This is a genomic window from Caminicella sporogenes DSM 14501, assembly GCF_900142285.1.
Classification (GTDB): Bacteria; Bacillota; Clostridia; order Peptostreptococcales; family Caminicellaceae; genus Caminicella; species Caminicella sporogenes.
In genome coordinates this window covers 120466-133229 of record NZ_FRAJ01000004.1, presented here as the reverse complement: position 1 = coordinate 133229, position 12764 = coordinate 120466, and the positions used below count along the sequence as shown (strand labels likewise).

Annotated in this window: 9 protein-coding genes and 1 pseudogene; 9 read left to right on the top strand and 1 reads right to left on the bottom strand. The window is 29.5% G+C overall.

Annotated features, from left to right (window positions below):
• The first annotated feature begins 48 nt into the window (after positions 1-48).
• A complete protein-coding gene (gene uppS, locus BUA90_RS02760) occupies positions 49-705 on the top strand; it encodes a polyprenyl diphosphate synthase (RefSeq protein ID WP_072965868.1) in 657 nt (218 codons plus the stop codon).
• A 44-nt stretch (positions 706-749) separates the two neighbouring features.
• Here uppS and BUA90_RS02755 read toward each other — a convergent pair whose 3' ends face one another.
• Positions 750-1388, bottom strand: coding sequence for a nitroreductase family protein (locus BUA90_RS02755; RefSeq protein WP_072965867.1), 639 nt, complete (start codon positions 1386-1388; stop codon positions 750-752).
• 189 nt (positions 1389-1577) lie between these two features.
• On the opposite strand from BUA90_RS02755, the gene BUA90_RS02750 reads away from it, so the two are divergent.
• From BUA90_RS02750 to BUA90_RS02715, 8 genes and pseudogenes are all read left to right on the top strand, one after another.
• Complete coding sequence (locus BUA90_RS02750; RefSeq protein ID WP_072965866.1) at positions 1578-3611, top strand: urocanate hydratase; 2034 nt, start codon at positions 1578-1580, stop codon at positions 3609-3611.
• A 72-nt stretch (positions 3612-3683) separates the two neighbouring features.
• Positions 3684-4580, top strand: a complete 897-nt coding sequence (gene ftcD / locus BUA90_RS02745; protein WP_072965865.1) for a glutamate formimidoyltransferase — start codon at positions 3684-3686, stop codon at positions 4578-4580.
• Positions 4581-4587: 7 nt separating this feature from the next.
• The gene (hutI, locus tag BUA90_RS02740) at positions 4588-5859 is read left to right on the top strand and encodes an imidazolonepropionase (protein ID WP_072965864.1); all 1272 of its coding nucleotides are present in this window, start codon (positions 4588-4590) and stop codon (positions 5857-5859) included.
• A 14-nt stretch (positions 5860-5873) separates the two neighbouring features.
• On the top strand, positions 5874-6491 hold the full coding sequence (locus BUA90_RS02735; RefSeq protein ID WP_072965863.1) for a cyclodeaminase/cyclohydrolase family protein: 618 nt from the start codon (positions 5874-5876) through the stop codon (positions 6489-6491).
• 95 nt (positions 6492-6586) lie between these two features.
• Entirely contained in the window at positions 6587-7426 is an 840-nt protein-coding gene (locus BUA90_RS02730; RefSeq protein ID WP_072965862.1) for a DegV family protein, read from the top strand.
• A gap of 82 nt (positions 7427-7508) precedes the next feature.
• Positions 7509-10547 (top strand): ATP-binding protein, encoded by a 3039-nt coding sequence (locus BUA90_RS02725; protein WP_072965861.1) that lies wholly within the window; start codon positions 7509-7511, stop codon positions 10545-10547.
• 153 nt (positions 10548-10700) lie between these two features.
• Positions 10701-11534 (top strand): carbon-nitrogen hydrolase family protein, encoded by an 834-nt coding sequence (locus BUA90_RS02720; protein WP_072965860.1) that lies wholly within the window; start codon positions 10701-10703, stop codon positions 11532-11534.
• Positions 11535-11687: 153 nt separating this feature from the next.
• A pseudogene (locus BUA90_RS02715) lies at positions 11688-12758 on the top strand (pyridoxal-phosphate-dependent aminotransferase family protein).
• Positions 12759-12764: the final 6 nt, after the last annotated feature.

Below are 12764 nucleotides of genomic sequence, written 5' to 3'. Positions count from 1 at the left end.
AATAGATAAAATAATGGAAACATTTATGTTATTTTTTGAGGTGATTTTATGAGAATACCAAATCATATAGGAATTATTCCTGATGGAAATAGAAGATGGGCAAAAAAAGCAGGCATGTCTAAAGAAAAAGGTTATGATTATGGATTAAAACCGGGACTTGAACTTTTTAAACTCTGCAGAGAATTTGGAATAAAAGAGATTACATATTATGGTTTTACTACAGATAATACTAAAAGACCTGCAGTTCAAATCGAAGCATTTAAAAAAGCATGTGTAGATGCAGTAAAGATGTTATCAAGAGAAGATGCAGAGTTATTAGTAATTGGCAATCATGAATCGCCAATTTTTCCAGAGGAATTAAAACCATATACTATAAGAAGGCGAAAATTTGGAAATGGAGGAATAAAAGTAAACTTTTTAGTAAATTATGGGTGGCATTGGGATTTAAACAATTTGTTAAAAAGCGAGAATAATGATAGAGTCAGTAAAAAAAATTTGATGAATTTATTGTGTTCTTGTGATATTAGTAGAATTGACCTCATTATTCGATGGGGGGGAAGGAGAAGGCTTAGTGGATTTTTACCTGTTCAATCTGTATATTCAGACTTTTATGTAGTAGATGATTTATGGCCTGATTTCAAACCAAATCATTTTTATGATGCATTAAAATGGTATAGCAAACAAGATATAACGTTAGGTGGATAAAAGACCGTAGGATTTTATTTACATCTACGGTCTTTAAATATATTTTATTCTATTATAGTCATAACTTCTTCAATTGGCTTTCTAGGAGGACTTTTTAGCTCTGATTCTTCTGGAACACCGATCGGAGTTATTGCTGCTAAAAAATAACCTTCCTTTTTAAAGCCTATGTAGTCTTGAATTTCTTTACTAGCAAAATTTGGACTTGTCATCCAGCATCCGCCGTATCCCATATTTGCAGCTGCTAGTAATAAATTTTCTATTGCAGCACCTATATTTTGTATGCCGGGTGATGGTCTTAATAAATTATGTATTTCTTCACTAGAAGCTCCTTTAGCTTTTAATATTTCCAAGCCAGTAGAAGGGTATGGACCAGCAAAAATTAAAATAACTACTGGAGCATTTCTAAATAAAGTTTGATATTTTCTATATTTTGTAAAAGATTTTTTCATTTCTTCATCAGTAGCATAACTTGCTAATTCATCACTTTTTCTTTCAACAATTTTAGCCATTTCTTCAATTTTTTCTTTGTTTTTTACAACTACAAAGTGCCAGTTTTGAAGATTTTTACCTGATGGAGCATATGTAGCAGCTTTTATCATTTCTTTAATATCTTCTATGGGTACATCTTGATTTTTAAACTTTCGGATACTATGTCTTTTATAGATAAAATCTAAATTACTCAAATTTGTCCCTCCTATCTGTGAGAAAAATTTACAGTTATATTATACATTATACCCTAAAGGTTGATTATATAAAACAAAAATTATAGACGCTTTAGAGACGATAGAATATTATAATAAACTTAGAAATTTCAGACAATATTATAAAATTCAAACAAAATTTTAAAAAATATTATAAAAAGGGGTGTTTACATGATAAATAATATTGATATTAGTAATGCTATGACGATAAAGCTTGATAATGAATTGCCGCCTTATCCTAAATTTGTGGAAGGAGTTAGAAGAGCACCTAAAAGGGAATTTAATCTTACTCCTAGAGAAACGGAAATAGCTTTAAAAAATGCATTGCGTTATGTTCCAGAAGAACTTCATGAAACTCTTGCTCCAGAATTTTTAGATGAACTTCTTACTAGAGGAAGAATTTATGGGTATCGTTTTAGACCGGAAGGAGCAATTAAGGGAAAACCTATACACGAATATAAAGGAAAATGTTTAGAAGCAAAAGCTATACAAGTAATGATAGATAACAATTTAGATTTTGATGTAGCTTTATATCCATATGAATTAGTTACTTATGGAGAAACTGGTCAAGTTTGTCAAAACTGGATGCAGTATAGACTTATAAAAAAATATCTTGAGGAAATGACAAATGAACAGACATTAGTAGTTATGTCTGGACATCCTCTAGGTCTTTTTAAATCTTCTCCAGAAGCTCCAAGAGTTATTATTACTAATTCACTTATGGTAGGCTTATATGATAATCCAGATGCATGGCATAAAGCAGCTGCTATGGGCGTGGCTAATTATGGACAGATGACTGCTGGCGGCTGGATGTATATAGGACCACAAGGTATAGTGCACGGTACTTTTAATACTATTTTAAATGCAGGTAGATTAAAATTAGGCATAAAAGACGATGAAGATTTAAGAGGATATTTATATGTAACATCAGGTTTGGGCGGAATGAGTGGTGCACAAGGCAAAGCTGTTAAAATAGCTAATGGTGTAGGTATCATAGCAGAAGTAGATTATTCTAGAATTAAGACTAGAATAGACCAAGGGTGGATAGATACAGTAGTAAATACTCCAAAAGAAGCTTATGAACTTGCTAAAAAGTATCAAGAGAAAAAAGAAGCAATATCAATAGCTTTTTACGGAAATGTAGTAGACCTTTTAGAATATGCAGTTGAAAATAATATTAAAATAGACTTATTATCAGATCAAACTTCATGCCATGTACCTTATGATGGAGGATATTGTCCACAGGGATTGACATTTGAAGAAAGAACTGAACTTTTAAAATCTGATAAGAAAAAATTTATTGAGCTTGTAAATGAGTCACTAAGAAAACATTTTAGACTTATAAAAACTTTAGTTGATAGAGGTTCATATTTCTTTGATTATGGAAATGCATTTATGAAGGCTGTTTATGATGCAGGAGTTAATGAAATATGTAAAAATGGTCATGATGAAAGCGAGGGCTTTATATTCCCATCATATGTTGAAGATATAATGGGTCCAATGTTATTTGACTATGGATACGGTCCTTTTAGATGGGTTTGTTTAAGCGGTGACCCAGAAGATTTAAGAAAAACTGACAGAGCTGCAATGGAATGTATAGATCCAAATAGGAGAGGTCAAGATAGAGATAATTATGTGTGGATTAGAGATGCAGAAAAGAATAATTTAGTAGTTGGAACTCAAGCTAGAATTCTTTATCAAGATGCTATGGGCAGATTAAAAATAGCTCTTAAATTTAATGAAATGGTAAGGAATGGAGAAATAGGTCCTGTTATGCTTGGTAGAGATCATCATGATACAGGTGGAACAGATTCACCATTTAGAGAAACTTCAAATATAAAAGATGGAAGTAATATCATGGCTGACATGGCAACACAATGTTTTGCAGGTAATGCTGCTAGAGGTATGACTATGGTAGCACTTCATAATGGTGGAGGAGTTGGAATTGGTAAAGCTATAAATGGTGGATTTGGTATGGTACTTGATGGAAGTGAAAGAGTAGACAATATATTGAAAAAAGCAATGCCTTGGGATGTTATGGTAGGAGTTTCAAGACGTGCGTGGGCTAGAAATGAAAATTCAATTGAAACTTGTATTGAGTATAATAAGATGAATAGTGAAACAGACCATATTACTATTCCGTATATTCCAAAAGAAGATTTAGTTAAAGGTTTAGTTGAAGAAGCATTTAAAAAGATGAAATAAAGTTTTTATAGATAGACATTGGGGAGATATAAGATATCTCCCTTGAAATATGATACAAGGAAGGGGATTAAAATGCAAAAAATAGTACAATGTGTTCCAAATTTTAGTGAAGGTAGAGATTTAGAAAAAATAGAAAAAATAGTTAATCCATTTAGAGGCAAAGAAGGTGTTAAACTTTTAGATTATAAGAGAGATGAAGACCACAATAGACTTGTTGTAACTGTTATAGGAGAACCAGAAGCAGTTAAAAATGCTGTACTTGAATCTATGGGAGTAGCAGTAGAGGTTATAGATATGACTAAACATGAGGGACAGCATCCAAGAATGGGAGCAGTAGACGTTGTACCTTTTATTCCCATTAAAAATGTGAGCATGACAGAAGCAGTAGAGTTAGCAAAAGAATTAGCGAAAGAAGCATCAGAAAAGTATAATTTGCCAATTTTCCTCTATGAGAAAGCTGCAACAACTCCAGCAAGAGAAAATCTAGCTAAAATAAGAAAAGGTGAATTTGAAGGAATGGCAGAAAAGATAAAACAGCCTGAGTGGAAGCCAGATTTTGGACCAAATGAAATACATCCTACAGCTGGAGTTACAGCAGTTGGAGCAAGAATGCCTTTAGTTGCATTTAATGTAAATTTAGATACAAACAATTTGGATATAGCAAATAAAATTGCTAGAGCTGTTAGACATATAAGCGGAGGATTGAGATATTGTAAAGCTATAGGAATAGAGCTTGAAGACAGAGGGATAGTTCAAGTTTCAATGAATATGACAGATTATACTAAAACTCCATTGTATAGAGTATTTGAACTGATAAAAATTGAAGCCAAAAGATATGGAGTAAATGTAGTAGGTAGTGAAGTTATTGGATTAGTTCCAATGGAAGCTCTAATAAAAACAGCTGAATATTATTTGGGTATAGAAGAATTTTCAATGGATCAAATTCTTGAAAAGAGAATGATGGAGTAGTGATACTATGAATGAAGGAAATATTATTATAAAAAATGCATCTGAATTAGTAACTTGCAGTGGCTTTAAGGCTAAAAAGGGCAGTGAGATGAATAATTTACATATTATAGAAGATGGAGCGGTAGTTATAGAAGATGGTATTATAAAAGCAGTAGGCAAAACTGCACAAATATTAGATGAAATAGATGAAAACAAATATGAAGTTATAGATGCTTCGAATAAGTCAGTTCTTCCGGGTTTTGTAGATTCTCACACTCATTTTATATTTGGAGGATATAGAGCAGAAGAATTTAATTGGAGATTAAGTGGAATGCAGTATATGGAAATCATGAAAAAAGGTGGGGGAATAATAAATTCTGTAAGGGGAACAAAAGAAGCGACAAGAGAAGAGCTAATTGAAGAAGGATTAAAGAGATTGAATTCCATGATGACTTTTGGTGTTACTACTGTTGAAGGAAAAAGTGGCTATGGATTAGATTATGAAACAGAGATAAAACAACTTGAAGTAATGAAAGAGCTAAATAAAATTCATCCACTTGATATTGTGAAAACTTTTTTAGGGGCTCATGCTGTTCCGGAGGAATATAAAGGACGTGAAGATGAATTTATTGATTTTATAATAGACAGAGTACTTCCAGAAATAAAAGAAAGAAATTTAGCAGAATTTTGCGATATATTTTGTGAAAAAAATGTATTTTCTGTTGAGCAGTCGAGAAGACTTCTTTCTAAAGCTAAAGAAATGGGTATGAAGCTTAAAATTCATGCCGATGAAATAGTTCAGCTAGGTGGGGCAGAACTTGCGGCTGAATTAGGAGCAGTTTCTGCTGACCATTTACTACAGGCATCTGATGAAGGAATAAAAAAATTGGTAGAAAAAGATGTTGTAGCAACTTTACTTCCGGGTACAGCTTTCAGTCTTAAAGAAGATTATGCTAGAGCAAGATATATGATTGATAGTGGATGTGCAGTTGCTCTTGCAACAGATTTTAATCCGGGAAGTTGTTTTACTGAATCTATACCATTGATAATTGCTTTGGCAACTCTTTATATGAATATGACAACTGAAGAAGCAATTACAGCTTTAACTATTAATGGAGCTGCAGCTGTTAGCAGAGCTGATGAAATAGGAAGTATAGATGTAGGTAAAAAAGGTGATATAGTAATACATGAATTTCCTTCGTATAAATATATACCTTATCATATAGGAGTAAGTACTGTTGAAAAAGTCATTAAAAATGGTATACTTGTTTATGACAAATGCAAAGTTTTTGAAAAATAAAAAGGGGGAAAACTATGTTAGAAGAAAAAAGTATTAAAGAGTTTTTAGAAGAAACGGCTTCCAGTTCTCCTGTACCGGGTGGAGGAAGTATTGCAGCTTTAAGTGCGGCAACTGCTCTAGCTCTTGTAGAAATGGTAGCTAATCTTACAATAGGAAAAAAAGGTTATGAAGAAGTACAGGAAGAAATGAAGAAAATAGCTTCTAGAGCTGAAGAGGGAAGAAAAGAATTTATAAATGACATAGATAGAGATGCAGATGCTTTTGATAAAGTAATGGCAGCGTTCAAATTACCAAAAAATACCGATGAAGAAAAATCTTCAAGAAAACAAGCTATACAGGAGAGTTTTAAAAATGCTGCATTAGTACCTCTTGAAGTAGCTAAAAAAGCTTTAAATTTTATGGAAATGATTTCAACTATAGTTGAAAAAGGTAATCAAAATGCAGTTACAGATGGTGCTGTAGCAGCTATGATGGCAAGAACAGCAGTTCTTTCAGCTCTGTATAATGTAAAAATTAATTTAGGTTCTATTAAAGATGAAGAATTTGTAAATAAGTTATCAAAAGAAGTAGATGAAATAGAAAGTAAAGTAAAAGAGCTGGAAAAAAGTATATTGTCAAAAGTAAATTTATAAGTCAATACTCCTCCACAAAATATGGAGGAGTATAACTATATATGATATAATAAATATAATACAGAGAAGTTTTATGTTTTTGAAAGGGGAAAATGATGAAAATAAAAGTAATTGGCGATAGTTGTTTAGATTTAAATGAAGAATTAAAAAAGAAAAAACTTTTTAATATAGTTCCTTTATCAATAAGAATTGATGATAAAGAGTTTAAAGATGATGAAAATTTAGATACAAATGAATTATTAAAAATGATGAAAAATTCAAGTGATGTTCCAAAAACTTCTTCACCTGCTCCAGATAGTTTTTTAAAAGCTTATGAAGGTGATGAAGACAGTATATTTGTAGTAACATTATCATCCCAGTTAAGTGGTACTTACAATAGTGCTGTACTTGCTAAAAATATGTATAAAGAAAAGAATGAACACAAATTTATTCATGTTTTTGATTCTTTAAGTGCGTCTATTGGCGAGACATTAGTTGGCTTAAAGATTTTAGAATTGGCAAAAGAAAATCATACTAATTTAGAAATAGTCGAAAAAGTAAATGAATATATAAAAGAGATGAAAACTTTTTTTTATTTGGAGTCTTTAGATAATATGATAAAGGCAGGAAGAATTAATAAATTAGTAGCTAAAGTTGCTACTGCATTTTCAATAAAGCCCATAATGGGTTCAACTGAAAAGGGTACAATAAGATTGGTAGAAAAGGTAAGAGGTTCTAAAAAAGCATTTAAAAGATTAGTTGAAATAATAGGAGAACAAGGGCATAAATTAGAAGAGAAAATTTTAGGCATAGCACATTGTAATTCATTAGCTAAAGCTGAAAAGTTAAAAGAACAAATAAAAGAAAAATATAATTTTAAAGATATAATTATCGTTGAAGCGGCAGGTATAAGTACTGTTTATGCAAATGAAGGTGGGATTATTATAGCTTTTTAATATATTTTTGCATTATGATGACGACTGCTGATGGATAAATAAACAAAGTGTTTTAAGCACTTTGATTTTAAAGGGTGGTAGTGTGAGCCAAATATTAGTAAATGTATTTAATACTCCCTATGCAGTTATAGATAGTAAAAAGGTTAATTTTCCTTTTATGAAAGCTGAAGCTTTGTTTTATTACTTAATAGTAAAAAAACAAGCTACAAGAGATGAATTAGTTTTTTTGTTTTGGAGCGATTCAGATGAAAAGACTGCTAAGAAAAATTTGAGAAATGCCATGTACAAAATTAGAAAAGCTTTTGAAAAAGATATTATTATATCACCCAAAAAGTCAATTGTAATGTTAAATCCAGAAATAAATATAAAGAGCGACTATGAAGAATTTTTAAGAGGAAATGTTAACTTTTATAGTGGAGAGTTTTTACAGGGATTTTATGTTAAAAATGCACCAAATTTTGATGAGTGGCTTTTTGAAATGAGGGAATACCTTAAAAATATATTTATAAGTAAACTCAATCAAAATTTGGAAGTGGCGTTGTCTAAAAAAGATTTTGTAAAAGCTGAAAAATATGCGAAGTTTTTAATAAAAGAAGACGAATATGATGAACGTACATACAGAATTTTAATGGATATTTATATTAAACAGGGGTTGTATAATAAAGCAATAGATTTATATCAAAGGCTCAGGAAAACGTTAAAAATAGATTTGGATATTGAACCTGATATAAAGACTAAAAAATTGTATAATTCTGTTTTATTATTAAAAAATGCTAAGGATACTGAAAATAATTTGGAGGAAAAAGACTTTTTTTACGGTCGTAAAAGAGAATTAAAAGAACTAAAAAGTAATTTTTTTAATTTTATTAATGGAAGAGATTACAATTCTATACTAATTAGAGGTGAAGCAGGAATTGGCAAAACAAAATTAAAAGATAAATTTATCGAATATATAGGGACAAGTTGTGATAATATTTACATACTTCATGCCAATTGTTATCAAGTAGAAAAAAATTATTTTTTAAAACCGTGGAATGAAATTTTTTTAAAATTGTCTAACATAATTGAAAGAGATAATATAAACATTCCAAATTCATGGAAAAAAATTATTTCATACATTTTTCCTGAATTTAATAAAAAAGTTTCAGATGATGAAAATCCAATAGAACAATTAGACACATTAAAATTTAATGTTATAGAAGAAGCCATTCAAGGTCTTATCAGAAAAATATCTGAATTAAAAAAAATTATTTTAGTATTTGAAGATTTGCAATGGATGGACAATTTGAGTTTAACGCTACTTTCTGCGATAATTTTAAGAAATTCTAATATAATGTTGATAGGTACTTGTAGAGAAGGCTGTGATAAAGATGTAGAAAAATGTATTACAGTACTTAATAATTATAATAAGATAAAAGTATTAAAAATCAAAAGATTTAATGAAGCAGAAGTTGAAGATTTTATAAATAAATATATTCCAGAGATTGAACTTACTAAAGAGATTAAAGAAAAAATTTACAGAGAAACAGAGGGGAATACATTTTTTTTAGTAGAATTTCTAAATATGATTAAACAAAACGGAACACTTAGTACTACTTTATCTTCAAAGATGAAGGATATTATGAGAAGTAAATTTCTTGATATATCAGATGAGGGAAAGAAAATACTCTATATTGCTTGTATATTTTTTGATAAAGTAGATTTAGATATTATAAAAAGTTTATTAAATAAAGATGAAATTGAGATAATTGATATAATTGAAGAATTACAAAATAAATATATTTTAAAAGAAGTAAATGATGAAAAAATTAGTTATAAATTTACTCATCAAAAAATTAGAGAATTTATATATAATAATTTATCAAAAGCTAAGAAAAGAATGCTTCATAAAAAAGTGGCAAGATTGTTGGAAAGTTCATTAAAGCAAGATAAAAGAGATGTAATTATATACCCTAATATAATCTATCATTATTTAAATTCACAAGATTATCTTAGTGCACTTAAGTATACTATAAAATATTTAGATGTATATTTTGATTTTGAACATGAACTCTTTCCTATATTGGAGGATAAAAAAGTAATTTATGATGACAGTTTATCAATAAATAAAGAGCAGATATTAAAATATTTTAAATCAACCGAAGAATTATTAAAAAAGGTGAAAAAAAATAATATTATTGACAGACAAATTGAAATGCTTGAAATTAGTTATCTGCATATAAAGGGAAGATATTTAATTAGAGAAGGAGAGTATGATAGAGGTATAAGATATATAGATAATATGATAGATATGGCTTTGAAAATTAAATCTTATGCATATTCTTTAAAGGGATATAGACAAAAAATATATTACTGTATTCAAGTACATGAAACAAATATGATGAAAGAATATATAGATAAAGCTTTAGAAATAGCATACAAAGAAAAATTTAAGGAAGATATTGCTATTTTATTGAGATTAAAGGGTCTAAATAAAATAATGCTAGAAAGATATAGTGAAGCTGAAGAAATACTAATAAAATCTATTAATATCTTTAAAAGTATTAATGATTCAAAAGGCAAATATTCTTTAAATATAGCTGCATGTTATAATTATATTGGAGAAATTAGAAGGCATAATATGAAGTTTTCAGAAGCTTTAACTTTTTACAATAAAGCCATGCAGCTTTGTGAAGAAAATAATATAGTTAGAGGTTTATATATATTTAATACTAATGCAGGTCAAGCTGCATTTGAAATGGGGGATTATATATTAGCAAAAGACTATCTTGAAAGAGCATTAGATTTCTATAAAGAGTTAGGTTCGATTTGGGGGAGAGCCATAGCAGAAGGATATATGGCACTGCTTCAGTCTAAAGCTGGTAATTATAAGAGTTCTTTAAGACATTTAAAAAATGCCGATTATTATGCTCAAAAACTTAAAAGTCCGTATGAAATTGGAATAATATATAGAGTTAAAGCAGAAATTAAGAAAAATATGCAAACTAATAAAGAATTAAATGATGAATTTAAAGATTATTTGACATTAACAATAGAACAGTATTGTAAAAAAGGTATAAATTTTTTAAAAGAAGTAAAGGAAAGCTATGAAATAGAAATACTTAAGGCTTTGAAAAAATAAAGGCCTTAAGGTTTTTTTATATTAATATAAATTATATTAGATAAGAGTTGTTTAAACAGTTAAGAGCTAAAAGTTTAAAAAGATATATAAAAGATTGACATTAAAACTTGGAATTTGCAATATGGAACTTGAAATAAATAAAGAGGTGAGATTATGAGTAAAGTAAAGTTTGCCATTTGTCAAATGCAAGTTATAAACAGTAAAGAAGCAAATCTTAAAAAAGCTGAAGATATGATTAGAAAAGCTAGTTATGAAGGAGCAGATATAGCAGTTCTTCCAGAGATGTTTAATTGTCCGTATGACAATAATTTTTTTTCTGATTATGCAGAAGAATATCTGGGAAAAACTACTAAATTATTATCAAATCTTGCAAAAGAGTTAGAAATATACATAGTAGGAGGTTCTATACCTGAAAGAGAAAAAAGCAGAATATTTAATACATCATATATTTTCAATAAAAATGGTGAGCTTATAGGCAGACATAGGAAAATTCATCTTTTTGATGTAGATGTAGATGGTGGAATAACTTTTAAAGAATCAGATACTTTTAGCTTTGGACAAGATATAACTGTAATTGAAACTGAATTTTGCAAAATTGGAGTAGCAATTTGTTATGATATGAGATTTCCGGAGTTAATGAGACTTATGACATTAAAAGGTGCAAAAGTGATAATAGTACCTGCTGCATTTAATATGACTACAGGTCCTGCTCACTGGCATGCTCTTGCAAAGATTAGAGCAGTAGATAATCAGGTTTATTTTATAGCTGCATCACCATCTAGAAATTATAATTTATCATATATAGCTTATGGACATTCATTAATTGTAGACCCGTGGGGTGAAGTTGTTGCAAAGGCGGATGAAAGAGAAACGGTTATTATAAAAGAAGTGGACCTTCATAGAGTAAATAAAATCAGAGAAGAACTTCCATTATTAAAACATAGGAGAATTGATTTGTATGATATAAATGAAAATAATTCATATTAGATTAAAGCTAGTGTGATTTTAAGTATATTTATATAATTTAATACATAAAAATACAAAAAAATATTGAGATAAAATTTTTTAGATGTTATTATAGAAGTAATTATATTTTAAATTTTTGTAATAATAACAATATTTGACGGGGGTGGGGAATTTATGCATAAGAAATTATTTATTCCTGGTCCTGTAGATGTTGCTGAAGATGTGCTTCAAAAGATGGCAACTCCAATGATAGGACATAGAACTAAAGAAGCTTCAAAACTTCAAAGAGATATAAGTGAAAAATTAATGAAGCTTTTTTATACGAAAAATCAAATTATATTATCTACGACTTCTGGAAGTGGGTTAATGGAAGCAGCAATTCGCTGTTGTACTAGAAGAAGAGCAGCAGTTTTTGCTGTTGGAGCATTTGGTAAAAGATAGTATGAAATGGCTGTTGCTAACAATGTACCAGTGGATTTATATGAGGTTAATTGGGGAGAAGCAACTATTCCTGAGCAGGTTGATGAAGTTTTATCAACTGGTAAATATGATTTGATAACAGTTACTCATAATGAAACTTCAACAGGTGTCATGAATCCAATTTCAGAAATTGGAAAAGTAGTTAAAAGGTATCCTGAAGTAGTTTTTTGTGTAGATGCAGTTAGTTCAGCAGCAGGAGTAAAAATAGAAGTAGATGATTGGGGTATAGATATTTGTATTACTTCTACTCAAAAAGCATTGGCATTACCTCCGGGACTTGCTATTTGTACTTTTTCGCAAAAAGCATATGAAGCAGCTAGAGAAGTTAAATATAGAGGATTTTATCTTGATTTAGTTAGATTATATGAGTATATACAAAAGAAAGACTATCAATATCCATCAACTCCATCGCTATCACATATGTTTGCATTAAATTATCAGTTGGATAAGATTTTTGAAGAAGGTTTAGAAAATAGATTTGCACGTCATGAAGAAATGGCTAAATATGTTAGAGCGTGGGCTAAAAAATATTTTGAATTATTTCCTAAAGAAGAATATGCTTCAAATACACTGACAAATATAAAAAATACTACAGGTATTAGTGTAGCAGATTTAAATAAGAGACTTGCTATGAGAGGTTATATGATTTCAAATGGATATGGGAAACTAAAGGAACAGGCATTTAGAATAGCTCATATGGGGGAAATGACTTTACCGCAAATTAAAGAACTTCTGGTCAATATAGAAGATATTCTTGGATTATAATGGGGT

What these genes read in the sequence shown, in the direction of transcription:
- uppS (WP_072965868.1), top strand. Translation starts at nt 49, where the DNA reads ATGAGAATACCAAATCATATAGGAATTATTCCTGATGGAAATAGAAGA.
- BUA90_RS02750 (WP_072965866.1), top strand. Translation starts at nt 1,578, where the DNA reads ATGATAAATAATATTGATATTAGTAATGCTATGACGATAAAGCTTGAT.
- ftcD (WP_072965865.1), top strand. Translation starts at nt 3,684, where the DNA reads ATGCAAAAAATAGTACAATGTGTTCCAAATTTTAGTGAAGGTAGAGAT.
- hutI (WP_072965864.1), top strand. Translation starts at nt 4,588, where the DNA reads ATGAATGAAGGAAATATTATTATAAAAAATGCATCTGAATTAGTAACT.
- BUA90_RS02735 (WP_072965863.1), top strand. Translation starts at nt 5,874, where the DNA reads ATGTTAGAAGAAAAAAGTATTAAAGAGTTTTTAGAAGAAACGGCTTCC.
- BUA90_RS02730 (WP_072965862.1), top strand. Translation starts at nt 6,587, where the DNA reads ATGAAAATAAAAGTAATTGGCGATAGTTGTTTAGATTTAAATGAAGAA.
- BUA90_RS02720 (WP_072965860.1), top strand. Translation starts at nt 10,701, where the DNA reads ATGAGTAAAGTAAAGTTTGCCATTTGTCAAATGCAAGTTATAAACAGT.